Here is a 26,237-nt window from a genome sequence, read left to right as displayed (position 1 = left end):
CCCACGCTCAGGCGGTAACGGCCACGATCGCTCGCACCAGGACGACCAGCGCGCCGATCCACGCGCACCACAGCATGACCGCACGAGCCAGCGCCACAGGTACGCGGCGCACCAGGAGCGCACCGCAGAGGATTCCGGCCGCCGTGCACGCACCGAGCAGAGCGATGTCCCACGCGGGCGCAGCGGGCAGGCCCCGCAGCAGCACGGAGGTCAGCCCGTACCCGAGAAGAATTACCTGCGCGCTGGCAGCGAACCGCCGCTGATCCCAGCGCTCCGCGATCGCATACGCCGCCAGCGCTGGACCGGACAGCCCGCTGGCGGCATGCATGAATCCGGCTGCCGCACCCGCCACGATCGTGCCGCGCCGGCCACGGAACACCGCGGATGCTGGGACGCTCAACCGTGGTCCGAGCAGTGCGACGATCGCCAGAGCTGCGATCGCGAACAGCAGCGCGGGCTCTGGCAGCAGCCTCGGCATCAGTGCCCCGAACGGCGCCGCGACGAGCCCAGCGCCGAGAAGCCAGAGCGCGCGGCGCCAGTCGACCTCTCGCCACGCCGAGGGCAGCGCGATCGCCGAGGCGACCACGGCGAGCAGTACAGCCAGAGTCACTCCGTCGACCGGGCCGTACACCAGGACGACCGGTCCGATCAGGACGAGGATGAAGGCCAGACCGGTCAGACGCTGGATCGCCCCGGCAACGACGGCGGCGACGCCGACGAGAGCGAGGATCAGGAACGCTCCTCCAGCAGAGTGCGCACTCCTGCCTCGAGTGCGGTGACCGCAGTTGCCGCCTCCTCCGCGGAGGGTCCCTGCACGTCGAGGTACACCTTGAGCTTCGGCTCTGTGCCGCTGGGACGCACGATCACGCGCGACCCGTCGGCCAGACGGTATCGCAGCACATCACCGGATGGCTCCCCGGCGGGCGCCTGCAGCAGGTCCTCGACCGCCGCAACGGCCGTCATGCCGATCCGCGTCGGGGGCAGCGTGCGCAGGGACAGCATGACCGTGCCGATGATCGAGAGGTCATCCACGCGCACCGACACCTGACCGCTGGCGAAGTGGCCGTATGTCTGGCCGATGTCGGCCAGCAGGTCGGCGAGAGTCTTGCCCTGCTCGTGGGCCTCTGCAGCCAGTCCGAGCACGGCGATCGCTGCGGAGATGCCGTCCTTGTCGCGCACGGTCTCGGGATTGACGAGGTAGCCGAGAGCTTCCTCGAACCCGAACACCATTCCCGGTGCACGCGAGATCCATTTGAAGCCGGTCAGGGTTTCATGGAAATCGAGGCCGTGGTGTGCAGCGATCGCACCGAGACCGGGCGAGGAGACCAGGGAGCAGGCCAGTGATGCTCCTTCGACGCCCTGGGCAGCGCGTGCGGCACGGGCACCGAGCAGCAGCCCGATCTCGTTGCCGCTGAGTCGCCGCCAGCCGCCCTGCGCCGACGGATCGGGGATCGCGACCGCCAGGCGGTCGGCATCCGGATCATTGGCGAGGATGAAGTCCGCATGCGTGCGGCGCCCGGCAGCGAATGCCAGGTCCATCGCGCCGGGTTCTTCCGGGTTCGGAAACGCGACGGTGCGGAAGGTCGCATCGGGATTCAGCTGCTCGCCGACCGTCTTCGGCCGGGGGAAGCCCGCTGCATCGATGATGCGGGCGAACGTCTCCCACCCGACGCCGTGCATGGCTGTGTACACCCAGGTGATTCCGCGGGCAGACGAGGGTGCGGGGGTGATGGCCGCCGTCGCCGCGACGTAAGCCGCGATCACATCTTCACGGGCGACCTCGTACGCCGTGGAGCGGGGGAGGACACGCACATCAGCGGTGTCAGCAACGCGCTCGATGTGCGCTGCGATCTCAGCATCGGCCGGTGACACGATCTGCGACCCGTCGTCCGCACCGCCGAGGTACACCTTGTAGCCGTTGTCGTTAGGCGGGTTGTGGCTCGCGGTCACCATGACACCGGCATCCGCGTGGAGGTGACGCACGGCGAACGCCAGCACGGGCGTCGGCAGCAGTCGGGGGAGCAGGATCGCGCGCAGGCCCGCACCCGCGAACAGCTCGGCAGAGTCCAGTGCGAAGCGGCGCGAATTGCGCCGGCCGTCGTAGCCGATCACGACCGTGGGAGTGCGGCCTCCCGCCCGCTCGCGCAGATAGGCGGCGAATCCGGCGGCCGCCTGAGCGACGAGGACCCGATTCATCCGGTTGCTGCCGGCGCCCAGCGCGCCGCGGAGCCCGGCGGTGCCGAATGCGAGGCGGGTGCTGAAGCGATCATCGAGGTCTGCGGCAGCGGCAGCGTCTCCTGAAGCGGCACGGGTGATGACACCGGCCAGCTCATCGCGGGTCTCAGCATCGGGATCCTGACGCAACCAGGCGCGCGCCTGGGCCAGGCGCGCTTCGAGCGACTCGTCGGTGATCACAGCGTCTCCACCACTCGGGCCAGCAGCGCCGAGATCACCGGTTCCGCCTCCTTGCCGGCTTGGATGACCTCGTCGTGACTGAGGGGCGTCTTCTGGATGCCGGCGGCGAGGTTCGTGATGAGCGAGAGACCGAGAATCTCCATCCCGGCTTCACGGGCGGCGATCGCCTCGAGAGCGGTGGACATGCCGACGATGTGGCCGCCGATGGCCTTTGCCATCTGCACTTCTGCCGGCGTCTCGTAGTGCGGGCCGCGGAACTGTGTGTAAACACCCTCATCAAGTGACGGGTCGACGGTGCGGGCGACATCGCGCAGGCGCTGCGAGTACAGGTCCGTGAGGTCGATGAACGTGGCGCCTTCGAGGGGAGAGTCGGCGGTGAGATTGAGGTGATCGCTGATCAGCACCGGCTGGCCGGGCTTCCAGGTCTCGCGGATTCCGCCGGCACCGTTGGTGAGGACCATGATCCGAGCCCCCGTCGCCGCCGCGGTGCGGACGCTGTGCACGACTCGGCGCACACCGTGGCCTTCGTAGTAGTGGGTGCGCGCACCGATCACGAGGACGTGCTTTCCACCCGGGGTGCGGATGCTGCGCAGGGTGCCGACGTGGCCTTCGAGGGCGGGCCGGGAGAACCCGGTGACCTCGGTGGCAGGGATGGTCGCCACGGTCTCGCCGATGAGCTCAGCCGCCTTGCCCCAGCCGCTGCCGAGGGTGAGGGCGATGTCGTGCTTCTCGATGCCGGTCAGCCGCGCGATGTCTGCGGCGGCCCGGGCTGCGATCTCGAACGGGTCTGCGTCCGGAAGGTCGAGGGGATTGTCGTGAATCTCGGTCATGGATCCACTCTATGGAAGGTGGCGCCCGCTCAGCGAGGATTGCGGAAGAATGGAGGTCATGTCTTCGACTCCTTTCGAGCGCACTCAGCGCGTTGCCGTCCTCGGCGGCGGTCCCGGTGGTTACGAGGCGGCTCTTGCTGCAGCTCAACTCGGAGCCGAGGTGACACTGGTCGAGCGCGTGGGCGTCGGCGGATCCGCAGTGCTGACCGACGTCGTTCCTTCCAAGAGCCTCATCGCGACGGCCGATGCCGCTGTCGCGATCGCGGAGGCCAGCGACCTCGGTGTGCAGTTCTACGCCAAGGGCGGAAACGGCAAGCCGCTCAAGCCCGAGATCGCGATCAACCTTGCTGCGGTCAACAAGCGTCTGCTGGCGCTCGCGGGTCAGCAGTCCGAGGACATGCGCGCGACGCTGCTCGAATCCGGAGTGCGCATCCTCTCCGGACACGGGCGCCTCGAGGGTCCGAACGCGATCGTCGTGGCCACGGGAGTCGATGGCACGGACTTCGATCGCGTCGAGGCCGACACCATCGTCGTCTCGGTCGGCGCGTCTCCGCGTGAGCTCGATTCCGCGAAGCCCGACGGGAAGCGCATCCTCACGTGGACTCAGCTCTACGACATGAAGGCGCTGCCCGAGCACCTCATCGTGGTCGGCTCCGGCGTCACCGGTGCTGAGTTCGCCTCGGCGTATATGAACCTCGGCGCGAAGGTCACGCTCATCTCCAGCCGCGACCAGGTTCTTCCCGGCGAAGACCCCGATGCCGCTCACGTGCTGGAGAAGGTCTTCAAGCGCGGCGGAATGACGGTGCTGTCGAAGTCACGGGCGAACACGGTCGAGCGCACCGAGACCGGCGTGCTCGTCACTCTCGCTGACGGCCGCACCGTCGAGGGCAGCCACTGCCTGATGGCGGTGGGATCGGTGCCGAACACCACGGACATCGGACTCGAGGATGCCGGAGTCGAGCTGACCGAGTCCGGTCATGTGCGGGTCAACAAGGTCGCCCGCACTTCGGTGCCCAACATCTATGCGGTCGGCGACTGCACGAACTTCTTCCCCCTCGCGTCGGTCGCGTCGATGCAGGGCCGCACCGCGGTGTTCCACGCGCTCGGCGACATCGTCATCCCGCTCGAGAAGATCAAGATCACCTCGAACATCTTCACGGCGCCCGAGATCGCGACGGTCGGCTGGGGTGAGAAGGACCTCGAGCAGATGGACGGACTGGTCTACAAGCTGCCGCTCGCCGCGAACCCCCGAGCGAAGATGATGGGCATCAAGGACGGCTTCGTGAAGATCATCGCCCGCAAGGGCTCCGGCACCGTCATCGGCGGTGTGATCGTCGCCCCGAAGGCATCGGAGCTGATCTACCCGCTCGCGGTCGCCGTCGAACGCCGTCTGACGGTCGACCAGGTCTCACGCGTGTTCGCCGCCTACCCGTCGCTGTCGTCGAGCATCACCGACGCGAGCCGCGCGATGCACCTCGTCAATATCAGCTGATCAGCAGGAGCTGGTGCCCGGCGGCGACCGTGGTGCCGGCGGCGGCGTTGATGCTGCCGATGACACCGTCCTTGTGCGCCTGCAGGGGCTGCTCCATCTTCATCGCCTCGAGGACGACGACGAGGTCGCCCTTGACGACCTGCTGTCCCTCTTCGACGGCGATCTTGACGATCGTGGCCTGCATGGGCGACTTCACCGCGTCACCGGATGCTCCGGCCGAAGCGGTCGTGGCATGGCTGCGCCGCGACGGCGGGACAGCTGCCGGGCGGCCCGCGGTTCCGGCGGCGACGGTGATGCGGTCGGGCAGACTCACTTCGAGCCGCTTGCCGGCGACCTCGACGACGACGGTGTGACGGGTCTCGGCGGCGACGGGCTCGTCGAGCTCGCCATCCCATGCCGGGATGTCGTTGTCGAACTCGGTCTCGATCCAGCGCGTGAAGATGCCGAACTGGCCACCCTCCGCGGTGAACGCGGCATCCCGGACGACCTTGCGGTGAAATGGCAGGACGGTGGGCAGGCCGGAGACCTCGAACTCGTCCAGCGCGCGGCGCGCGCGCTCGAGCGCTTCTGCACGGTCACGGCCGGTGACGATGATCTTCGCCAGCAGTGAGTCGAATGCGCCGGAGACCTCATCCCCGGCGGTGACGCCGGAATCGAGGCGGATGCCGGGGCCGCCGAAGGTCTTGAAGACGTGGACGGGGCCGGGCTGGGGGAGGAACCCGCGACCGGGGTCCTCGCCGTTGATGCGGAACTCGAAGGAGTGTCCCTGCGGCGTCGGGTCGTCGTAGTCGATGGTGCCACCGGCGGCGATGCGGAACTGTTCGCGCACGAGGTCGATTCCGGTGACTTCTTCGGAGACCGGGTGCTCGACCTGCAGACGCGTGTTCACCTCGAGGAACGAGACCGTGCCGTCGGCGCCGATGAGGAACTCGCAGGTGCCCGCTCCCACATAGCCGACCTCTTTCAGGATGGCTTTGGATGCCGCGTACAGCTGGCTGTTCTGCTCGTCGGTGAGGAATGGCGCCGGGGCCTCTTCCACGAGCTTCTGGTGGCGGCGCTGCAGCGAGCAGTCGCGCGTGGAGATGATGACGACGTTGCCCTCGGCGTCGGCGAGGCACTGCGTCTCGACGTGCCTCGGCTTGTCGAGGTACTTCTCGACGAAGCACTCGCCGCGCCCGAAGGCTGCGACGGCTTCGCGGGTGGCCGATTCGAACATCTCCGCGACCTCGTCGAGCTCGCGGGCGACCTTCAGGCCGCGTCCGCCGCCGCCGTAGGCCGCTTTGATCGCGATCGGAAGCCCGTGCTCCTTCGCGAATGCGATGACCTCGTCGGCTGTTTCGACCGGACCAGGGGTCCCTGGAGCCAACGGCGCGCCGACCTTCTCGGCGACGTGGCGGGCGGTGACCTTGTCGCCGAGCGATTCGATCGCCTCGGGCGAGGGGCCGATCCAGATCATCCCGGCACCGATGACAGCGCGGGCGAACTCTGCGTTCTCGGCGAGGAAGCCGTAGCCCGGGTGCACCGCGTCGGCGCCGGAGCGCCGTGCGATGGAGAGGATCTTGTCGATCTGCAGGTACGTCGATGCACTCGTGTCGCCGCCGAGCGCGTACGCCTCGTCTGCGAGCCGCGCGTGCAGCGCGTCCCTGTCCTGATCCGCGTAGATGGCGACGGAGAAGATTCCGGAATCGCGAGCGGCACGGATGATTCGTACGGCGATCTCACCGCGGTTGGCGATGAGTACCTTGTCGATGGGCATGAGTGCCAGCCTAGCGAGAAGAGGGCCGATCCCTTTGAGTAGTATCGACAAGAAACTCTGGAAAACGTAGCGCGATGTCTACGACCACAGATCCGTCCACACGACATCGAGTTCGCGGGCCAGGACGCGGATGGTCGACAGCGACATGCCCACGACGGTCGACGGATCGCCGTCCACACGGGTGATGAAGGCGCCGCCCAGGCTGTCGACGGTGAATGCTCCCGCGACGCGCAGGGGTTCTTCCGTGGCGACGTAGGCAGAGATCTCAGCATCGGTGATGTCGTCGGCGAAAGTCACGGCGGCCTCGGCGACGGCGCTGGCCTCACGGGCCTCATGCCCCGGCTGCACGCGGAACACCGAATGCCCCGAGTGCAGGATGCCGGTCCGGCCGCGCATCTCGTGCCACCGCCTGGTCGCCTCCTCGGCCGTGTACGGCTTGCCGTAGACACGACCATCCAGCGCGAACATCGAATCACCGCCGATCACGATGCCGTCGAAGTCCGGGTCCTGCGCTGACAGGCGGCGCGCCACGTCACCGGCCTTGGCGCGAGCGAGAAGCAGCACGAGCTCGTCCGGCGGCAGGTCGCCGCCGCGTTCGGCGGCGGCCCGGGCGGTGACCGCATCCTCGTCGGTCTCAGGGGCACGCGTGAGCGGCTCGATTCCCGCCTGGCGCAACAGCATGAGGCGGGCGGGGGAGGTGGAGGCGAGGCAGACGTGCATGAGCACCACGGTATCGCCGTCCGAACCGTATCCTCGAAGTATGGCCTCTTCTGTACCTCCCCTGCTCGATCTCGACATCACCGGCATCGCGCACGGCGGTACCTTCATCGCCCGACACGAGGGTCGGGTCGTGTTCGTCTCGGATGCGATCCCCGGCGAACGCGTTCGTGCGCGCATCACGGATGGTGCGAAATCGTCCTTCTGGCGGGCCGAGACCGTCGAGGTATTGGATGCTTCGCCGCACCGCCGTCCGCATGTCTGGCCAGAAGCCGATATGTCGCATGACCCGGAGGAGCGTGCGGGCGGCGCCGATCTTGGGCACATCGATCTCGATCACCAGCGCACGCTCAAGCGGCAGGTGCTCACCGAGGCGCTGGACAAGTTCGCCGGTCCGGGGTTGGAGGCTCCGGTCGTCTCTCCCGTGGACGACACCGACGGCACCGGATGGCGCACCCGTGTTTCGCTGCACGTCGATGCCGATGGGATCGTCGGACCCTATGCTGCGCGCAGTCACCGGGTGATTCCTGTCGCCTCGCACCCGCTGGCGCGTCCGCTTGTGGCTGCCGAAGCCCTGTCGCTGAGGAATGCGAAGCCTGGCCGCATCGACCTGGTCGAGTCCTCCGATGGCGAGGTTCACGTGCTGCGGCGCCCGGAGCGGGGCAAGCGCCCCGCACCGCGGGTCATCGTCGAGCGCGTCGGCAATCGTTCGTTCCGCGTGGACGCCGACGGATTCTGGCAGGTGCATCAGAACGCAGCATCCGCTCTCGATGGCGCCGTACGAGGCGCCCTGGAGGGGCGCATCGACCCGGATGCCGTTCATTTCGACCTCTACGGCGGTGTCGGACTGCTCTCATCGTCGCTTGCCGCGGCCGGCGCGACCGACATCGTGACCGTCGAGTCGAGCGCGCGGGCGACCGCCCACGCACGGGAGAATCTCGCCGATGTGGATGCCACGGCGGTAACCGCACGCGTCGACCGCTATCTCGCATCGCTTCCCGATGGGACGCGGGCCGGAACGATCGTCCTCGACCCGCCGCGCGCGGGTGCGGGGCGCGCGGTCGTCGAGGGAGTGCACGCACTGAGCCCGGATGCTGTCGTCTATGTCGCCTGCGACCCTGTCGCGCTCGCGCGTGACCTCGGAACCTTCCGCGGCCTGGGCTGGGACGTGCAGTCCCTCGAGGCGTTCGACCTCTTCCCGCACTCCCACCACCTGGAGACCATCGCCGTCCTCAGTCGTTGATCTCTCAGCTGATCGATAGCATGTACACATGAGCACGGTCGCACTCATCGATGATCACGAGTCCGTCCGGCTCGGGCTGGAACTGGCGTGCGAGCGCGCGGGCAGCTGTGACGTCGTCTTCTCCGGCAGCACGGTCGGAGCGTATCTGCACTGGCGCTCGTCCACCGGCGCACCGCCTCCCGATGTCGTCGTGCTCGATCTGACGCTGGGGGATGGCACCACCGTCACCGAGAACGTGACAGCGATCGTCGACGACGGCGCGAACGTCGTCATCCACAGCGTCGCCGACCGCCCTGCCGCCGTGCGTGAGGCGCTCGCCGCGGGCGCTGCGGGTGTGGTGAGCAAGTCCTCGGCGCTGGATGATGTCCTCGATGCGATTCGCACCGTCGCACGTGGTGACGCGCTGAACAACGTGGAGTGGGCCAGTGCGGTCGAGGGGGATCGTGAGTTCGCCGACGCGCAGCTGTCGGTGCGTGAACGAGATGTGCTGCGCCTGTACGCGACAGGACTGCCGTTGAAAGCAGTCGCCGACCGACTCGGCGTCGCCTACTCGACCGCGAAGGAGAACATCACGCGTGTGCGTGTGAAGTACGTCGAGGTCGGCCGCCCCGCTCCGACCAAGGTCGATCTGCTCCGCCGCGCGATGGAAGACGGCATCGTCGCGCCAGACGGAGCCGCCAGTGCCGGCTGACGCAGCGCTGCAAGCCGCGTGGGGACGGATTCCGTCGCCGGGCACCGCCGAGACCGAGTTCGAGCGCTTCACCCGCAAGCGCATGGAGCGCATCCTGGCGACGGTGGCGGCTATCGGATCGGCGATCCTCAGTGCCCAGGCTCTGCTGGCGGCGTTCGGACGGCTCACGGACGGAGTCTCCGGCGTGCAGATCACGCTGGTCATCGTCGTCTACGTCCCCCTCATCGCCATGCTCATCGCGTGTGTCGTCGGACGCGGTGTCCGTGTGTGCGCAGGCACATTCGCGATCGTCTACGTCGTCGCCCTCGCGGCATGGCCGACCGTGACCGGTATGGGGGCTGATCATCCCGGTCAGCCGTGGATCTTCTTCCTCGTCAACATCGGAGTCGTCGCGGCGATGCTGGCATTCCGGCTGTGGGCGCAGATCGTCTGGGCGTTCGGGGTGCCGCTGGTCTACGGCTGGGTGCGCCTGGTCGAGGGGGAGTTCACGGGTTCGTACTGGACGACGACGGCATTCGATGTTTCGTTCACGATCATCCTCGGTCTGGTCATCGTGGCGCTCGGGTGGATGTTCCGTTCCGTCGCAGCGGGGGTCGATGAAGCCCGCGCCCGCGCAGTCGGATCGTATGCGTCGGTCGCCGCGAGTGCGGCCGCCGAGGAGGAGCGCGTCGCGATGGCAGCGCTCATGCATGACAGTGTGCTCGCCGCGCTCATCGCCGCGGAGCGCGCCGATTCGGACCGTGCACGGGACCTCGCGGTGGCGATGGCCCGCGAGGCGTTGACGAGACTTGCCAACACCGAAGCTGTCGTCACCCAGGAAGGCAGTGATGACCCGGTCGCAACCGCGCTGATCGTCGCCGAGCTGCGGCGCGCGCTCTCCGAACTCGGAGCGGACGCGATCGTGGAGGAGCGTGGAACGGCAGGACTCATCCCGGGGCGTGCAGCTCGCGCGATCGTCCTCGCCGCTCGTCAGGCCATGGGAAACGCGATCGAGCACGCTGCCGGGCGGGGGATGCATGTGATCGTGGAAGGGCGCGGTGACGATGGCGTGACCGTCACGATCCTCGACACCGGTCCCGGGTTCGATATCGACGCCATCGGAGAGGACCGGCTCGGCATCCGCGCCTCGATCATGGCGCGCATGGCCGCCCTCGCGGGACACGCGACGATCGAATCCGGCGATTCCGGAACGCGGGTCGATCTCGAATGGGAGCGCACATGAACCGCTCGGTGCGCGGTGTAGCAACCGGCCTCGCGGTCGGATTCGCGATCTACTTCGCCGTTCGCGCGGCGTGGTGGACGGTGCAGCCGATCGCGCCCCTGCTGATGGCGGTGTCGATCATCCTCTACCTCTGCGTGGTGATCGCCGCGGTGCTCGTCGACTCCGATGACAGTCCGCGGATGCCGGCGTGGCTCGGAATCGTCTCGATCCTCGCGGGCGCCGGGATTCCATTCCTGGTGGGTGCATCTCTGCTGCCGATGGACAGGACAGCGCCGTTTGCCACCTGGTACGTCGGTGCAGTCGGTCTGCTTGCCGTCGTCTGCATCGTGCGCCGACGGCTGTTGATGGGGTGGCTCGTTCTGCTCGCGCTCTTCTTATCGGCATCTGTTCAGATGGGGATGTTCGTAGCCCTCGAGCTGGGGCTGGTCGGGTCCACCATGTGGGTGGTTGTCGCACACCTGCTCGTGCTCTTCTGGGACAGGGCCGTCAGCGACACCGAGCATCTCGCCGAGATCCAGCGCGCGGTCTCGGTGTGGCATGCGACGCAGATGGTCAGACAGCGCGAGCGGCGCATCAGGGTGAAGTACGCACTCGGTGCGGCGGGCCCTGTGCTCACCCGAACCGTTGCATCCCACGGCCAGCTCACCGAGGACGAACGCCTCGAGGCACGATTGGCCGAGGGGCGGCTGCGTGACGAGCTGCGCGGGACGAGCCTGCTCAACGATGCCGTGCGTCAAGCCATTCATGACGCCAGGCTCCGCGGAATCGCCGTCACCGTCTTCGATGAAGGCGGGCTGAACGAACTCGACGAGGAGCGCCGCGATGCGATCCGCGATGAGCTCGCTGTCATCGTCACCCGAGCCGTCTCCGAACGAGTGATCATCCGCGCTGCCCGCGATGCGCACACCGCCGTCACCGTGGTCGGACGCACCGGAACGGGGGATTCCTCCGATGAGGATGCCGTCGGTCTCTGGCATGAGATCCCGCGCGTTCCCGACCTGGACAGCACAGACGCGTGAAGCGATGAGAAGGGCGGAGGGCGGCGAAGCCACCCCCCGCCAGATGCGGTGCAGTTACCCGAAAACTCACCGCGGGGAGATCGATCACCGTCTGCCTACCCTGGGGCAGAGAGACCGATCGAACGCGAAGCGTTGGTATCAGTCTTCCGGGGCGCAAGGTATTTGTCTGTAGGTACTTTGGGGGACAAGGATTCGCGTGAATGCGTCATGATGGAGCGATGGATCTGCGCCGAAGAGGGACGAATCTCCCCAAGATGGGCGATTTCAATCGATCGGTGATCCTCGAGGCGATTCGGCGAGCGGGTGATGGCTTGAGCCGCACTGAGCTCGCCGGTGCGACAGGGCTCTCCGCCCAGACGATCACCAATATCACGCGCAGGCTGCTCGATGACCAGTTCATCGAAGAGGCGGGCCGGACGATCCAGGGGCCGGGGAAGCCCCGCACGACGCTCCGACTGAAAGCGACGAGCCGCGTCTCGATCGGAGTTCACCTCGACCCGGCGATGCTCACGTTCGTCCTCCTCGACCTCACCGGTGCCGTCGTCGCGCGCACTGCACGGCGGATGCCGGCCGATGATGCGCGCCGGATCATTGCTGCAGCGGCCGCCGAGATCGAGGAGCTGATCGCGGACTCCGGAATCGATCGCGAAGCCATAACCGGCATCGGGGTCGCGACACCCGGCCCTCTGGATCCTGCGCGCGGCACGGTCATCGATCCTCCGAAGCTGCACTCCTGGCATCGGGTTCCGTTGCGCGCCGCGCTCGCCGAAGCCACGGGGCTTCGTGTGATGCTCGAGAAGGATACGACGGCCGCCGCCGTCGCGGAGCTGTGGACGGGGGATCATCCTCCCGATGGTTCATTCCTGCTCGTGTACCTCGGGATCGGTATCGGCACCGCGTTGGTGATGGACGGCGATGTGGTGCGGGGCGCATCGCACAATGCGGGAGAAGTCGGCCACATCATCGTCGACCCGGATGGACCGGAGTGCGCGTGCGGACAGCGCGGGTGCGTCGAGGTCGTCTGCACGCCGCAGGCGGTCGTCGAACGCGCGGAGCGAGCAGGAGTGTTCGCCGATGATCGCCTGGGCAGCGACGCGGGGTCGGTCGATGCGCGCTTCACGGACCTCTGCGACAAAGCCGCAGCCGGGGATCACATGGCCATCAGCGTGCTCGAGGGGTCGGCACAGCACTTCGCCGTGCTGATCTCAGCGCTCACGAACATGCTCGATGTGGACTGCGTCGTGCTCGGCGGGCCGTTCTGGTCCCGGTTGTCATCGCTGTTCCTCGCGCAGCTTCCGCACCTTCTCGAGCGGCAGAGCGCCACCAGGGCGGTGCGGGACCTTCCTGTGCGCGGTGCGGTCGTCGGCGACGACGTGGGTGCGGTGGGAGCCGGCTGCGTCGTACTCGATGAGGTGCTCTCACCTCGTGCGGCCGCGCTGTTCCTCGACTCCTGACGTGCGTCGTCGCCGATTGGTGGAGCCCAGCTCTTGACAGGGGTATATCGAATCGATTGACTATTTGCACCCTGACATTGGAGTCTGCTGCGAATGCATGACACGACTGCGCTGATCGAAGCTCGTATTCGACGCTTCATTCATGAGCGGCTGCGTCCGAGCGTTCACACGGATCTCACGCCGCTGACGGTGGCGAGTTGGGGTGTGCCAGGGGAGCCGGTGCCGTTCGCCGAAGCCATCGACCAGGTCTACGAACCGTTCTTCGTGGGGACGCGGTGGGGGAGACCGTGGAGTACGACCTGGTTGCGGCTGAGTGGAACGGTACCGGAGGCACCCGGGGCAGAACTGCTGATCGATCTCGGCTTCATCGCTTCCGAGCCCGGCTTTCAGGCAGAGGGAACGGTCTATCGAGCCGACGGCACGATCGTGAAGGCCATCGAGCCCCGCAATGCGCACGTGCCGTTGGATGGTGCGCCCGGCGATGCGATCGAGCTGTACCTCGAAGCGGCCGCGAACCCGGACGTCGCCGACGGGTTCCGCCACTTCCACCCGACCAAGCTTGGCGCATGGGAGACGGCGGGCGATGCGCCGCTGTACGAGTTCCGCCAGGCCGATATCGCCATCCGAGACCGTGAGGTCTGGGAATTGCTGCAGGATGCGACGGTGCTATCGCAGCTCATGGGGGAGTTGCCGGAGCAGTCGCCGCGCCGCGCCGAGATCCTGCGGGCGCTGGAGCGCATGGTCGACGCAGCCGACCCGGATGACATCTCCGGCAGCGCATCCGATGCGCGCGCGGAGCTCGCCGACGTTCTCTCGAGCCCGGCATCCGCCTCGGTGCACCGCGTGCATGCTGTCGGACACGCGCACATCGACTCGGCCTGGTTGTGGCCGGTGCGCGAGACGCAGCGCAAGATCGCGCGGACCTTCTCGAACGTGCTCTCGCTGCAGCAGGAGACCGACTTCGTCTTCGCCGCATCCTCAGCCCAGCAGTACGCGTGGGTGAAGAAATACCAGCCAGAGCTGTTCTCGCGCGTGCGGGCTGCCGTGGCATCCGGTCGCTTTGCCCCCGCAGGGGGAATGTGGGTCGAATCCGATACGAACATGCCGGGCGGCGAAGCCCTGGCGCGTCAGTTCGTGCGCGGTAAGCGCTTCTTCATCGAAGAATTCGGCGTCGAACCGTTGGATGTCTGGCTACCCGACTCGTTCGGGTACTCCGCCGCGCTCCCGCAGATCGCGCGCGCGGCAGGATCGCGGTGGATGCTGACGCAGAAGATGTCGTGGAATGAGACGAATCGGATGCCGCACCACACCTTCCTGTGGGAGGGGCTGGACGGTACGAGGATCTTTACGCATTTCCCGCCGGTGGACACCTACAGTGCGCAGCTGACCGGGGCCGAACTCGCCCGAGCAGAACGGCAATATGCCGAGAAGGGCATGGCCAATACCTCGCTCGTTCCCTTCGGATACGGCGACGGTGGAGGCGGCCCGAACCGCGAGATGATCGCGGCGGCCGAACGTCTGAGATCGCTCGAGGGCTCCCCGACGGTGACACTGTCGAGCCCCCGGGAGTTCTTCGAAGCGGCAGAGAGCGAGTACGCGCATCCGCCGGTGTGGTCCGGGGAGATGTATCTGGAGTTCCACCGCGGCACGTACACGTCGCAAGCGCGCACCAAACGGGGAAACCGTCGTAGCGAACATGCGCTGCGGGCGCTCGAGCTCTGGGCGACGATGGCAGCCCTTCACGGCGCCGACTATCCGTATGACGAGCTCGACGATCTGTGGGAGACGGTGCTGCTGCAGCAGTTCCATGACATCCTGCCCGGCACGTCGATCGGGTGGGTGCACCGCGAGGCAGAGCGCCGGTATGACGAGGTGCTCGAGGCGGCGGAGCGACTCACTGTCCGCGCACTCGGAGCGCTGGTGGGCGAGGGCGCCGAAACTTTCGTCGCGAATGCCGGACCGTTCGCGCAGGGCGCGGCGGAGGCCATGGGGATCGCCGCGGTCGTAGCGGACAGCGGCATTGCGGTCGCGTCGCGCTCGAGTGACGGTTTCGAGCTGTCGAATGAATACTTGTCCGTGCAGATCGACGGGGCGGGGCTGATCCCCTCGCTCGTGGTTCGTGCGACCGGGCGCGAGACGATCGCGCCGGGGCAGAAAGGAAACCTGCTGCAGCTGCACCGTGACACTCCGACTCAGTGGGATGCCTGGGATATCGATGAGCACTACCGTCGTCACGTCATCGACCTGACCGATGTCGAGTCCATCGAGCAGATCCCCCATCCCTCTGCCGCAGTCGTCTGCGTGATCCGCGGCCGGGGGGCCACGCGGATCACGCAGACTTTGACGCTCGCCGCAGGGGCGCGAGCGTTGGAGATCGAGACCGTCGTCGACTGGCATGAGCGCCAGAAGCTGCTCAAGCTCGCGTTCCCGCTCGATGTTCACGCTGACCGTGCGAGCTCGGAGATCCAGTTCGGGCACATCCAACGGCCGACCCACGCCAACACGTCGTGGGACATGGCGCGGTTCGAGACGGTTGCGCACCGATGGGTCCACGTCGGCGAAGCAGGTTTCGGCGTCGCGGTTGCGAACGACGCCACCTACGGCCATGACATCACGCGCGCGTCACGAGACGGAGGGGGCACCGTGACGAATGTGCGGCTGTCGCTGCTGCGCGCGCCGCTGTATCCGGACCCCGAGGCTGATCAGGGCGAGCACACCTTCCGGGTCAGCATCCGCCCCGATGCGACGATCGCGGATGCTGTGCGCGAGGGCTACCGGTTGAATCTGCCTGCGCGCGAGGTGAGCGGAGCTCAGGCTGTCGAACCGCTGCTTTCGGTCTCATCGGATGCCGTCGTCATCGAAGCTGTGAAGCTCGCAGAGGACCGCAGCGGAGACGTGATCGTACGGCTCTATGAGGCGCACGGCGGACGCGCGTCAGCGACGCTGTCCACGTCGTTCGCATTCGCTGACGTGATCGAGACGGATCTTCTCGAGCGCGAGGTGGATGCTGCGGCTCTAGTCGCAGCCTCGGGCTCAGACGTCGATCTCACGCTGCGACCGTTCCAGATCGTGACGCTGAGCTTCCGCGCCCCGCAAGCCCCGGCTCGTTGAGCGACACTTCGACTCGCTCGCGCTCGCTCAGTGCGGGTCTGCGCGAGACGAAACGCCCGTTCGGAAATCCCTTTCGCGGGTCGTTGAGCGAGCGGAGCGAGACGAAACGCGTTGAGCGAGCGCAGCGAGTCGAAACGACGACACCGCCTCAACCCCTCGCACTACCGCGAGAACCGCCCCCACGGAATGTCCCGGCGCAACGGTTTGCGCAGCGGGCGCTGCGTGCGCTGCCACGCTGAGATGCTGGGCTCGTCGGCGACAGCATCCGCGGCTTCACGCTCGTACGCATCGGTGACCACCGCGATGAGGGCTGCGAGCTCTTCCTCGTTCGCGTTGCCGCGCACGATGCGCAGGCTGGGGGTCGGACGTTCCTCGGTCACAGTGGGATGTTTCCGTGCTTCTTCGGCGGCAGCTCGGAGCGCTTGGCACGCAGGGAACGCAGTGACTTCGCGATCGCGACGCGAGTGTTTGCCGGTTCGATGACTCCGTCGATCTCGCCGCGCTCAGCGGCGAGGAACGGGGAGGTGACGCTGTAGGTGTACTCGTTGGCGAGGCGCGTGCGGACGGCGGCGACGTCTTCGCCGGCTTCTTCGGCCTTGCGGATCTCACCGCGGTAGAGGATGTTCACGGCGCCCTGGCCGCCCATGACCGCGATCTCGGCGGTCGGCCATGCGAGGTTCACATCGGCGCCGAGCTGCTTGGAGCCCATCACGATGTATGCGCCGCCATAGGCCTTGCGGAGGATCACCGTCACCATCGGGACCGTGGCTTCGGCGTACGCATAGATGAGCTTGGCGCCGCGGCGGATGACGCCGGTCCACTCCTGGTCGGTCCCGGGCAGGTAGCCGGGAACATCCACGAGGGTGACGATGGGAACGGAGAAGGCATCGCAGAAGCGGACGAATCGGCTGGCCTTTTCGCCCGCTTCGATGTTCAGGGTTCCGGCCATCTGCGAGGGCTGGTTGGCGATGATCCCGACGGTACGACCCTCGATGCGTCCGAAGCCGATGAGGATGTTGGGCGCGAACAGCGGCTGCACTTCGAGGAAGTCACCGTCGTCGACCACGTGCTCGATGACGGTGTGCATGTCGTAGGGCTGGTTCGCGGAGTCCGGGATGATCGCGTTGAGAGTGCGATCGGCATCCGTCGTCTCGAACTCGAAGACGCCCTCGTATGACGGCAGCTCAGCCATGTTGTTGTCGGGCAGGAAGCCGAGCAGTGTGCGAGCGTAGTCGATCGCATCGTCCTCGTCATCGGCGAGATAGTGCGCGACGCCGGAGCGGGTGTTGTGGGTGAGCGCGCCGCCGAGTTCCTCCATGCCGACGTCCTCGCCGGTGACGGTCTTGATGACGTCGGGGCCGGTGACGAACATCTGGCTGGTCTTGTCGACCATGATGACGAAGTCGGTGAGCGCGGGGCCGTACACGGCGCCGCCGGCTGCCGGGCCCATGATGATCGAGATCTGCGGGATGACACCGGAGGAGCGGGTGTTCAGACGGAAGATCTCACCGTACTTGCTGAGAGCGAGCACACCCTCCTGAATGCGGGCTCCGCCGGAGTCGAGGATGCCGATGATGGGCATGCCGCCCTGCAGGGCGTACTCCATGATTTTGATGATCTTGTCGCCGGAGACCTCACCGAGCGATCCGCCGAACGTTGTGAAGTCCTGGGAGTAGACCGCGACGGTGCGGCCGTGGATGGTGCCGATGCCGGTGACGACAGAATCGCCGTACGGGCGGTTGCGGTCCATGCCGAATGCGGTGGTGCGGTGGCGCACGTACTCATCGAACTCGACGAAGCTGCCGGGGTCGACAAGGAGCTCGATGCGCTCGCGGGCGGTCATCTTGCCCTTGGCGTGCTGCTTCTCGAGTGCGATCTTCTCGGGCTCGGTGACCGCCTCGTCGAATCGGGCCCGGAGGTTGGCGATCTTGGCAGCGGTCGTGGAGAGGTCAGGGGTGTCCGTCACGGATTCCACACTAGTAGCGGCGAGGTCGGTGGCGTTGGATGCCTCGCACAACGGACCGGGGGATCCTTTGGTTGGTTCCTGTCATCGAGCCGTCTTGCAGGCTGTGCAGTACAATCACTACATGGCGTCTGGAGGTGCACGATGTTCACCATGACCGCTCGAGACTTCAACCAGCAGGTCGGTCGCGCGCAACGTGTCGCCGATGGCGAACCCGTGATGGTCACACGCCATGGCGAGCCGGCGTACGTGCTGCTGAGCATCACGGAGTACGAACGCTTGAACCGTGCGCGCGGGACCACGCTCTCGATGATCGACGAGCTCGAAAAACTCGGGCAGGTGACAACTGCGACCCGCTCGGTGCGGGAGCTGGCGCGTCCCACAGCGACGTCCGAGGTGAGTACCGCCGACATCGTTGCCGATGTTCGCGGCCACGATCGAGGGTATTGATGCTGTCGTATTTCGATACTTCCGCGGCCGCGAAGATGATCTTGCGTGAAGAGCACTCAGATTCGCTGTTCGACGAGTTGGCTGGCGATGTGGATCGTGTACTTGTCGCGTCGTGGCTGCTCCATACCGAGTTGCACTGCGCTGTCGCGCGTCGCGGTAGCGACATGCCTCTTGACCGAGTCGATGATGTGCTGCAAACGGTGAGGCTGGTCGATCTTTCGCGGCAGGACATGATCGCGGCAGCTCGACGTGCACCCCTTCGAGCAGCAGACGCCATTCATCTCGCTGTCGCACTTCGCCTGGCGTGTGATGAGGTCATCACGTACGACGTAGAGCTGGCGAATGCCGCCCTGCGGGCGGGGCTGCGAGTGAGCTCACCGGGGCTCTGATGCAGATGCTGGAGATCAAGCGTAGGATCGCGTCCGTGAACGACCCGCTGGAAGACTACGGCGTTGAAAGCGCAGACAATCTTTTCGCGCGCGCGGCTGGTCCCGATCTTGATCCGGAGAGTGCCGAAGAGTTCGTCAGAATAATGGATGAGATCGTTGCCGATCGTGCTCACGACTTCGGGCGACCCGTCGAGTTCGACTTCAATGAGGATGGAACGTCAGATGGTCGATGAAGAGATGCGTTCCGGGTGACAAGTCGCGCCAGTGATACGGAAGCCGTCGGCTCGTCCGGTGTAGTCCTCAAAGTGAGTCTCCGCGAACTGCTCAGGCGCGAGCGATGCAGTCATCTCGTTCGCGAGCCCGATCGAGACACCTCCTGCTTCGATGGATCCCTCGACGAAGAGCCCACCAAGGCAGCCGTTCACGGCATATGCGTGGTAGTAGGTGCAGTTCATGTAACCGCAGGTGAAGTCGGCCGGTCGGCAGCCATCAAGCAAACACTGCCGGAGAGCAGCACGTCGTGACCTTCTGCCTCCCACTGTGCGTCGAGCTGTTCTTCTTTCGTGGGATCGGGGTCGAGACCCAGAAGACCCTCAGGTAGGCCTCGATCTCTTCGGAGGGTGGATCCGGTGGCAGTGCTTGCAGTATTGACATGTCCGTCGACGATGTCGGTGAACCACCGGCGACGGAGAGGTCATTGGCCGAGAAGAAGGTGATGCCAAGCCCGGCGACCGGGCGACAACTGTAGCCGCACCTGCGAACAGTCATATCCGCGCCGTTTTGTTTCGTCGAGGCCCGATGACTTCGACAGAGGTCGGGTACCGTGCACCAGCCCTGGGGTATCCAAACCAACCGTGGAATCGGTCCACGTCGTTCCGTCCCAATATCGCAGCCGCTCCGACTTGATCGGGTCAGGATGCCAGCCCGAAGGTAGTTGCTCACTCAACGTGGTAGACCTTCATCACTTCATCGCCGTAGTCGTTGATGACTTTGATGGCGATCTTGCCTGTGGAGGGACGATCGAATGGCATCGACGTCGTGCGGTACAGCTGCTCCCACGCGTCCACATCGATATCGGCTTTGAGCGCGACCTTTAGCTTCTTCATCGGGTCATTACCGCCGGTGAAATAGCAATGCCGCACGAAGAACGACTCCTCGTTGTAATTCGTGTCGATCATCCACAGCGCGATGTCCTTCGTGTCGCGTGAACGGACGTCGTTGATCGCGGCGTCGTAGACGTCGACGCCGAAGAGTTCGGCCTCAAGGCGGCCGGAGTCGTCCGATGCTGGGCGGATCTGAACGTCGGGTTCACCGAATACTGTGAAGAGGTTGCCCGCTCCGGTCCTTTTGAGAGCGTCGCCCATCAGGAGCTCCGCGTTCATACGCACTATGAGAACCTTCAAACGCCCGAGTTTGCGCTCGCCAGACACATTCGCGAACCCGTCTTCGCTGATGCCGATACCTGTGTCACCGACCCCTACGACTTCAGTCACGTTCGGCTCGAATGAGAAGCCGAGCACACAGAGCAGGCCGACGTCTGGATCGGCCAACGCCTCTCTCGCGGCATCTCGCACGAACCCGGGGCTCACCGTCCCGTACTCAGGTCCGATCGCGATTGCGACCTTTCCGCCCGATTGGGATGCCGAGACCGGCGAAGCGTTGTCCTCGGCGTCGGTTCGTTCACCGATCGCCTGCACGTGCGTGCCAGCGTGCGCGTCGAGCAACGCGAACTCGATACGCTCCTTGCGACGACCGTTCTGGATGCCCGCGTTCCGAAGGTTCTCGATGATGGTCTGCATGTAGTCGGCGCCCATCGCATCCGCGGAGCCGGCCCGTTCGCTGCGTGATAATTCGCCTCTCTGATCGATCGTGCGGTAGGGGGAGAGGCTCTCGACGGTGAAGCGGCCGGTGACACGGACGCGCTTCTTGTCTTCGTATGGTTTGTCGTACAGCATCTCGAAGTCTGCGTGCTTCTTGATCGCGGCGTCGATGTCTCCACGGGACATTCCATCGTGGATGTCGGGGTTGTTCGCGATCGACTTCAGCGTGATGTGTTGCACCCGCTCGTAAACGAAGCCCTGACGGATGTCGCCCTTCGTCTCAGCCGGGGGCATGGCCTTGCCTGATGCCTGAGCCTCTTTCGTTCGGCCTTCGGGAGAGTCGGCGAGCAGGTAGTAGGGGAACCTGCCGCCCATGAGTCGCTGGCGAGCGAGCGCCAGCGCAACGCGTGATGTGTCCATCGTGATCCAGCGACGTCCCCACTGCTCAGCGACGTACGCTGTTGTGCCGGAACCACAGGTCGGATCGAGGACGAGGTCGCCGGGGTCCGTGGTCATGAGCATGCAGCGCTCGATGATCGTCGTCGAAGTTTCGACGACATACGCCTTGTCGCGTGCCCCGCCGATATCGCCCCAGACCTCCGTGTACGGGTACGCCGGAAAGTCATCCAGGAAGCGTACGTATGCAGCGGATGAGTTGCCAGCAGCCACACGATTAGCTAGCAGCAGTCGCGTCATTCCTTCTTCGCTGGTCTTCCAGCGTGACTGCATGTTTGGACGAAACACCTGGCCGTCGAGATGAACAGGGAACCACGATGCGGCGCCTTCTCCCTTGTCGCGCCCCATGCTCTGGCTTGTGAGATTGTCGTGGCGGAACAGACGCGCACCCTCTGGCAACAGAGTGAGGTTCTTCTTCTCTGCAGCTTTCAGACTTCGTCGTGAGCCGTCAGGGAGCTGAACGCGTGTGTACATGCCCGCGCCGTCCCCTCCACCGACCTTGCTCCGCAGCAGCGGACGATACTTTGAGTGCTCGCGGTTTTTGGCGTACCAGTGTACGAAATCGACTGTCCCTCCGATGAAGTCACCCGTTGCACTGCTGGTCTTAGAGACAGAGATTGTCGTGATCCAGTTTTCCGCACCGAACACTTCATCGAGTTGCGCCCGCACGCGGTGTACGTTCTCGTCACCGATCTGCACAAACACCGACCCTGAATCGGTAAGCAGATCCCGCGCGACGACGAGACGGTCGCGCAGGTACGACAGATATGTATGGATGCCGTCCTTCCAGGTGTCACGGAACGCTTTGATCTGCTCGACCTCGCGTGCGGCATCCTTGCCGTCTTTCACGTCGCGCTTGCTCGCGGACACCTGCCAGTTCGAATTGAACTTGATGCCGTACGGCGGATCGATATAGATCATCTGCACCTTGCCGCGCAGCCGTTCGCGTTCGGCTAGAGATCCCATCGCCTGTAACGAGTCGCCCAGGATCATGCGGTTCGACCAGGCAGCATCGTGCTGGTAGTACTCGATCTGCTGCAGCTCGTCGAGGTCACCGTCGAAGTCGTCGTAGAACAGCATCTCGGGCTCGAGCTCATCGGACCTCGCGGTGTCACGCAGATTCTCGATGAGCACCCGGGGATCGATCTTCTCCTGGATATACAGCGGTGGCGCTTCGACGACGAGGTCATCCTCGTCTTGCTGGTCCTTGCCATGCCAGACGAGTTGCGGGTCCAGGGATTCGTTGCGCAATGCGCGCTCCGACGCTATGCCGGCGAATCGCGCGTATACGACGGGGTCATGCTCCAGCGACTCCGGATCGGCCCAGCGTTCGGCACCGTCGGCGGTCGGGATGTTCGTGCGCGAGGCCTCGTCGTGCGTGAATGCTTCGACGGGCGTCGATACTGAGTGAGCGGGCTTACGCGCCATCGTCATCCTCCGTGAATCGCACGCGTCTGGTCGGACGCGTAGAGCGGGCCGGAGAGAACTCGAGATTCTCCGGATCGCCGATGATCGCTTCGTCGGCGTACAAGGCGTTGATTGCCTCGCGCAGCGTGCGTTGTAGGCCGATCACCGTCTCAATCTCCAGGTAACCCCAGCGACCGAAACCTCCGTGGTTGTTGACCGCGACGCACCAGACATTGCGTGCCGTCTCAGCTTTCACCTGACGCAATTGCTGATTCTTTTGACCGCCGGAAACCTCGACGATCAGAGTCCGCTCCAATTGCTCGGGATCGCCGGGATCCGGGGCCAGCCTCAGCAGGAAGTCGGGAATGTACCGGTGCGTCATTCCTTCGTGCACGTACGGGATATCGAATCCGAGTCGATCGTTCTTCGCATACGAGGTGACCACACCGTCGTTCGCCAGCATTTCGCACTCGTAGGCGAGCAGGTTCTCCCAGGTGTTCCCGTCGCGCCCGTCGAGGGTGACGTGACTCACTTCGCTCGTCCTCGTCTCGTAGACGCGCTTGCGCGTGACGAATCGCACATCGCCTGTGTCGCCGATGGGAGCGGAGCGGTCGAAGATCGGCTGTACCAGTTCGCGCCGGTTGTTTCCCTGCCAGAAGATGCAGCGGGCGAGTGCCTCGGCTGCGCGTCGCAGTTCATTCTCACTTCGAGCCAGATGCCATGCCTCGAACCCAGAACCGTACTCGAGTACATCGTCTATCCACTTGCGCGCGAAATCTAACAGGCGCGGGAACAGCCAGGGACGCGGGTTGGTGCCGCCGTCCGTGAAATGCAGATCGAGTGTGCGCTTGGCGAGTTCGAAGGCTACCCGTGCGTTGCGGCGCCCCTCGGTATCCGTGTTGAAGTCGTCGACCTCCCCGGTGCCGAGCACGCCGGCGGTCTCCGTCATGGTCGGAACTTGGCTCTGGTCGACGCGAAACGGTGTGGCATCCGATGTGTCGAGCCACATCTCATCGTCCGGTATCTCGATGCGGTAGCCACTGAGTCGAGGGAAACGAATCCGCAGGTCTTCGCGACCTTCGACGCTGCCCACCTCGATGGCGGGCGGTGGCGGGAGCGGATCCTTGCCGGCACGTTCACCGGGAATGAACGCGAACGGGATTCCATACACATTTGCGTACTCCGGTTCGAAGCGACCCTGCTCATTGAGTGCCCAACTGCGGCGGCGGAGTCCGCGGCCGATCACCTGCTCGCAGAGAAGTTGGGAACCGAACGCGCGTATGCCGAGGATGTGCGTGACGGTATTCGCATCCCAGCCTTCGGTGAGCATCCCCACGCTGACCACGCAACGGATGTGCTCGCCGAGCGTGCCCTTTTTGCCGACGGTGTTCATCACCTCACGGAGGAGGTCCTGTTCGGTGAGCTGGTCAGTATCCGCACCCGGATGCTGTCTCCGCCACTCGTCTTTGAACTTGGCGATCTCTGATGCGGCTGCCGCGAGAAAATCCTTTGGAAGCGAATTCCCCGACTCAAGTGCTGCGGAGTCGATCAATAGAGTGCGCGGGCGGGTACGCCAGCCCGCACCATCAGTGTTATCGAAGAGCGACAGCTGTCCATGTCGATACTGGCGCTCGCCATCTAGCTCGACTTCCTTGCCGGCGATCCATTCGGTCATGAGGCGCGATACGACGGTATTCGGACAAACCAGAATCATTACTGGTGGCGGTTCGCCGTAGCCTCGCAGGTTCTCCTCCCAGCGTTCGAACTCGCGCTGGTAACTGCGGTACAGGCTCTCCAGCGCAGCCTGGAGCTCCTCCGGCGGTGCCCAGTTGTCGGGAACCGATGAGGCGCGTTTAGGAAGTCGATCGCCAATATGGCTCCACAGAGCGCGGAATGTCGTCTCGTCGCCGATGGCGTTGTCGTCGACCGGCAGCCTCGGAATCTTGACGATGCCCGATTCGATGGCATCCATGAGTGAGAAGTCGCTCACCGTCCACGGGAAGATGTAACCCTCGTTCCAGCCCGATCCACCAAGGTAGAACGGAGTGGCAGAGACGTCGAAGATCTGCTTCACCCCGTACCCCTTGGCATTCCGGATCGCTTCTAGCCCGCGGAACCAGACACGTGCATCTTGATTTCGATCGCTGTCATCTTTGCTGAGTTTGCCCGTCTGGATCGGACGGCTCTGGTAGCAATGGTGCGCTTCGTCGTTGAGTACGACGATCTGGCCGGGATCCTTCCCAAGATCCCGAAGAACACGGCTTACGATCTCGGGTGCGGTCTCGACGTAGCGATCCGTCTCACCCGGTGCAAGGATTTCACGCGTGACTCTTGAGACGCCTTCGAATTCCTTGCGGAGGCGGGGAAGGAATTGATGGTAGTTGACGATCACTAGGCGCGCTTCGCCGAGTCGAGGACGCAGCTCCGCGGGGACGAGTTCACGTTCGTCGTAATAGTTCCCACGACTCTCAGGGCGGAGTACCTGCAGCCGGTCGCGGATGGTGATGCCTGGAGCGACGAGCAGGAACTTGTTCGCGAACCGTACGTCGCGGGGGGTTACGGCCTTGTTTAGCGTTTGCCAAGCGATCAGCATCGCCATGAGCACTGTTTTGCCGGTACCTGTTGCCATCTTCAGCGCGATGCGGGGTAGCCCTGAGTTGTGGTCGGCGTTGGCGACATCGATCCTCAGACGCCAGTCGGTGTATCCGCGGCGACCCGCAACCTCAGCAAGGAAGATCGCAGTTTCGGCGGCATCCCGCTGACAGAAGAGCGTGCGATTCTCACGGTCCGCTTCTGCCCAATGCAGTAGCAACTTGCGGCTGATCGGAGTGACTCCGTCGTATCCGCGGGTCCGCCAGAGCTCCACGTCGCGACGGAGTCCGTTGATGGTGTCATTAACGTCACGGCGTTCACCGGTCAGGTCGAAGTCGATCTCCAGTTGTTGCTGACTAGCGGCCTTCCCGCGGCCTTTGCGTTCTTGTGGGATTGCGATGAATGATTCGCTGGGGCGCCTGCCAGCCCGTTTCTCACCGGTGGGTCCGTTCGGACCCAGAAGAAAGTGTTCGGTCGGCGGATTGTACGGACCATTGAGTATCGGATTGAGGAGGCTGTCGACGGCTACTCCTGACAACGTGACGCACCCCTTTGCAGCCTGTGGCGCCAGTGGCGCATCATCTCTCAAAATAGGGCATGAAAGCCATGCTATTCAAGTCAGCGCTGCCAAGTGTAATGGCTTGGATGCTTGGATGATGCGGGATCCCAAGTCACGCGCTTCCCAGCGTGTCGGAGAAGTGGTGCGGTCCCTACGCAACGACGCAACGATTAGCAGGACGAAACTCGCAGAGCGAGCGGACATCGATGTTCGACATTTGGCACGAATTGAGGCTGGCGAAGGCAACCCAACCCTGTTCGTGCTGATTCAGCTTGCGACTGCTCTCGACGTGAAGCCCGAGACATTCGTGAAGGGCTTAACAGCTACAGATCTGCCTGAGAACCTCAAGCCTTATTCAGAGGCCGACTTCCGCAGGGAGCTGCGCCGCCGCGAAGGCGCGTAGCGCGGTATGCGGTTTCGACTCGTCGCTGCGCTCCTCGCTCAACCCGTTTCGTCGCGGTCGCTGCGCTCCCTTGCTCAACGACCCGCGGTGCAGTGTGCTGTTTGCTCAACGCCCCGCGGTGCAGTGTGCTGTTTGCTCAACGTCCCGCGGCGCGGTGTGCTGTTTGCTCAACGCCCGGCGGTGCAGGCAGCACCGCGCATCACACGACGAATCTCCACACGTACTCCAGGCCGTCCGTCGGGCGGAAC

The 26,237-nt window shown here is 65.0% G+C and carries 21 protein-coding genes; 11 read left to right on the top strand and 10 right to left on the bottom strand.

Features of this window, described 5'->3' with window-relative positions; translation table 11 throughout:
* Nucleotides 1–7 precede the first annotated feature (7 nt).
* Genes ACTIAO_RS01340 through ACTIAO_RS01330 form a run of 3 tightly spaced genes read right to left on the bottom strand, consistent with a single transcriptional unit; the run spans nucleotide 8 to nucleotide 3,245 of the window.
* On the bottom strand, nucleotides 8–730 hold the full coding sequence (locus ACTIAO_RS01340; protein ID WP_441904629.1) for a TSUP family transporter: 723 nt from the start codon (nucleotides 728–730) through the stop codon (nucleotides 8–10).
* Nucleotides 730–2,415, bottom strand: a complete 1,686-nt coding sequence (locus ACTIAO_RS01335; RefSeq protein ID WP_441904535.1) for a phospho-sugar mutase — start codon at nucleotides 2,413–2,415, stop codon at nucleotides 730–732. The genes ACTIAO_RS01340 and ACTIAO_RS01335 overlap by 1 nt, the downstream gene beginning before the upstream one ends.
* Nucleotides 2,412–3,245, bottom strand: coding sequence for a purine-nucleoside phosphorylase (locus ACTIAO_RS01330; protein ID WP_441904534.1), 834 nt, complete (start codon nucleotides 3,243–3,245; stop codon nucleotides 2,412–2,414). The genes ACTIAO_RS01335 and ACTIAO_RS01330 overlap by 4 nt, the downstream gene beginning before the upstream one ends.
* Before the next feature lie 49 nt (nucleotides 3,246–3,294).
* Here ACTIAO_RS01330 and ACTIAO_RS01325 point away from each other — a divergent pair, with 49 nt between their 5' ends.
* Nucleotides 3,295–4,737, top strand: coding sequence for an NAD(P)H-quinone dehydrogenase (locus tag ACTIAO_RS01325; protein WP_441904533.1), 1,443 nt, complete (start codon nucleotides 3,295–3,297; stop codon nucleotides 4,735–4,737).
* On the opposite strand, the gene ACTIAO_RS01320 is transcribed toward ACTIAO_RS01325, so the two are convergent.
* The gene (locus tag ACTIAO_RS01320; RefSeq protein WP_441904532.1) at nucleotides 4,730–6,493 is read right to left on the bottom strand and encodes an acetyl/propionyl/methylcrotonyl-CoA carboxylase subunit alpha; all 1,764 of its coding nucleotides are present in this window, start codon (nucleotides 6,491–6,493) and stop codon (nucleotides 4,730–4,732) included. The two genes, ACTIAO_RS01325 and ACTIAO_RS01320, sit on opposite strands and share 8 nt — an antisense overlap.
* Nucleotides 6,494–6,571: 78 nt before the next feature.
* The gene (locus ACTIAO_RS01315) at nucleotides 6,572–7,213 is read right to left on the bottom strand and encodes a Maf family protein (RefSeq protein ID WP_441904531.1); all 642 of its coding nucleotides are present in this window, start codon (nucleotides 7,211–7,213) and stop codon (nucleotides 6,572–6,574) included.
* A 40-nt stretch (nucleotides 7,214–7,253) separates the two neighbouring features.
* Here ACTIAO_RS01315 and ACTIAO_RS01310 point away from each other — a divergent pair, with 40 nt between their 5' ends.
* From ACTIAO_RS01310 to ACTIAO_RS01285, 6 genes are all read left to right on the top strand, one after another.
* The gene (locus ACTIAO_RS01310) at nucleotides 7,254–8,453 is read left to right on the top strand and encodes a class I SAM-dependent RNA methyltransferase (protein ID WP_441904530.1); all 1,200 of its coding nucleotides are present in this window, start codon (nucleotides 7,254–7,256) and stop codon (nucleotides 8,451–8,453) included.
* A 28-nt stretch (nucleotides 8,454–8,481) separates the two neighbouring features.
* Nucleotides 8,482–9,144 (top strand): response regulator transcription factor, encoded by a 663-nt coding sequence (locus tag ACTIAO_RS01305; protein ID WP_441904529.1) that lies wholly within the window; start codon nucleotides 8,482–8,484, stop codon nucleotides 9,142–9,144.
* Complete coding sequence (locus tag ACTIAO_RS01300; RefSeq protein ID WP_441904528.1) at nucleotides 9,134–10,366, top strand: sensor histidine kinase; 1,233 nt, start codon at nucleotides 9,134–9,136, stop codon at nucleotides 10,364–10,366. The genes ACTIAO_RS01305 and ACTIAO_RS01300 overlap by 11 nt, the downstream gene beginning before the upstream one ends.
* A complete protein-coding gene (locus ACTIAO_RS01295; protein WP_441904527.1) occupies nucleotides 10,363–11,385 on the top strand; it encodes a hypothetical protein in 1,023 nt (340 codons plus the stop codon). The genes ACTIAO_RS01300 and ACTIAO_RS01295 overlap by 4 nt, the downstream gene beginning before the upstream one ends.
* Nucleotides 11,386–11,639: 254 nt before the next feature.
* On the top strand, nucleotides 11,640–12,839 hold the full coding sequence (locus ACTIAO_RS01290) for an ROK family transcriptional regulator (RefSeq protein WP_441904526.1): 1,200 nt from the start codon (nucleotides 11,640–11,642) through the stop codon (nucleotides 12,837–12,839).
* A gap of 93 nt (nucleotides 12,840–12,932) precedes the next feature.
* Entirely contained in the window at nucleotides 12,933–15,950 is a 3,018-nt protein-coding gene (locus tag ACTIAO_RS01285; protein ID WP_441904525.1) for an alpha-mannosidase, read from the top strand.
* Nucleotides 15,951–16,111: 161 nt separating this feature from the next.
* Here ACTIAO_RS01285 and ACTIAO_RS01280 read toward each other — a convergent pair whose 3' ends face one another.
* Together ACTIAO_RS01280 and ACTIAO_RS01275 are read right to left on the bottom strand one after the other, a co-directional pair.
* Nucleotides 16,112–16,330 carry an acyl-CoA carboxylase subunit epsilon gene (locus ACTIAO_RS01280; protein WP_441904524.1) on the bottom strand — a complete coding sequence of 73 codons (219 nt, stop codon included), beginning with the start codon at nucleotides 16,328–16,330 and terminating at the stop codon, nucleotides 16,112–16,114.
* Entirely contained in the window at nucleotides 16,327–17,916 is a 1,590-nt protein-coding gene (locus tag ACTIAO_RS01275; protein ID WP_441904523.1) for an acyl-CoA carboxylase subunit beta, read from the bottom strand. The genes ACTIAO_RS01280 and ACTIAO_RS01275 overlap by 4 nt, the downstream gene beginning before the upstream one ends.
* Before the next feature lie 150 nt (nucleotides 17,917–18,066).
* Here ACTIAO_RS01275 and ACTIAO_RS01270 point away from each other — a divergent pair, with 150 nt between their 5' ends.
* From ACTIAO_RS01270 to ACTIAO_RS01260, 3 genes are read left to right on the top strand one after another with little or no spacing between them, the layout of a single operon-like run.
* A complete protein-coding gene (locus tag ACTIAO_RS01270) occupies nucleotides 18,067–18,363 on the top strand; it encodes a type II toxin-antitoxin system prevent-host-death family antitoxin (protein WP_441904522.1) in 297 nt (98 codons plus the stop codon).
* A complete protein-coding gene (locus ACTIAO_RS01265; protein WP_441904521.1) occupies nucleotides 18,363–18,752 on the top strand; it encodes a type II toxin-antitoxin system VapC family toxin in 390 nt (129 codons plus the stop codon). Before ACTIAO_RS01270 ends, ACTIAO_RS01265 begins: the two co-directional genes overlap by 1 nt.
* Before the next feature lie 35 nt (nucleotides 18,753–18,787).
* Complete coding sequence (locus ACTIAO_RS01260) at nucleotides 18,788–18,985, top strand: hypothetical protein (RefSeq protein ID WP_441904520.1); 198 nt, start codon at nucleotides 18,788–18,790, stop codon at nucleotides 18,983–18,985.
* A gap of 461 nt (nucleotides 18,986–19,446) precedes the next feature.
* Here ACTIAO_RS01260 and ACTIAO_RS01255 read toward each other — a convergent pair whose 3' ends face one another.
* From ACTIAO_RS01255 to ACTIAO_RS01245, 3 genes are read right to left on the bottom strand one after another with little or no spacing between them, the layout of a single operon-like run.
* Nucleotides 19,447–19,698 carry a DUF2510 domain-containing protein gene (locus tag ACTIAO_RS01255; RefSeq protein WP_441904519.1) on the bottom strand — a complete coding sequence of 84 codons (252 nt, stop codon included), beginning with the start codon at nucleotides 19,696–19,698 and terminating at the stop codon, nucleotides 19,447–19,449.
* Entirely contained in the window at nucleotides 19,691–22,456 is a 2,766-nt protein-coding gene (locus ACTIAO_RS01250; RefSeq protein WP_441904518.1) for a site-specific DNA-methyltransferase, read from the bottom strand. The genes ACTIAO_RS01255 and ACTIAO_RS01250 overlap by 8 nt, the downstream gene beginning before the upstream one ends.
* The gene (locus ACTIAO_RS01245; protein ID WP_441904517.1) at nucleotides 22,446–25,565 is read right to left on the bottom strand and encodes a BPTD_3080 family restriction endonuclease; all 3,120 of its coding nucleotides are present in this window, start codon (nucleotides 25,563–25,565) and stop codon (nucleotides 22,446–22,448) included. The genes ACTIAO_RS01250 and ACTIAO_RS01245 overlap by 11 nt, the downstream gene beginning before the upstream one ends.
* 115 nt (nucleotides 25,566–25,680) lie before the next feature.
* On the opposite strand from ACTIAO_RS01245, the gene ACTIAO_RS01240 reads away from it, so the two are divergent.
* Entirely contained in the window at nucleotides 25,681–25,989 is a 309-nt protein-coding gene (locus tag ACTIAO_RS01240; protein WP_441904628.1) for a helix-turn-helix domain-containing protein, read from the top strand.
* Nucleotides 25,990–26,237: the final 248 nt, after the last annotated feature.

It is taken from the genome of Microbacterium sp. (genome assembly GCF_052099035.1).
Taxonomy (GTDB): Bacteria; Actinomycetota; Actinomycetes; order Actinomycetales; family Microbacteriaceae; genus Microbacterium.
This window is presented reverse-complemented; position numbering and strand designations above follow the sequence as displayed.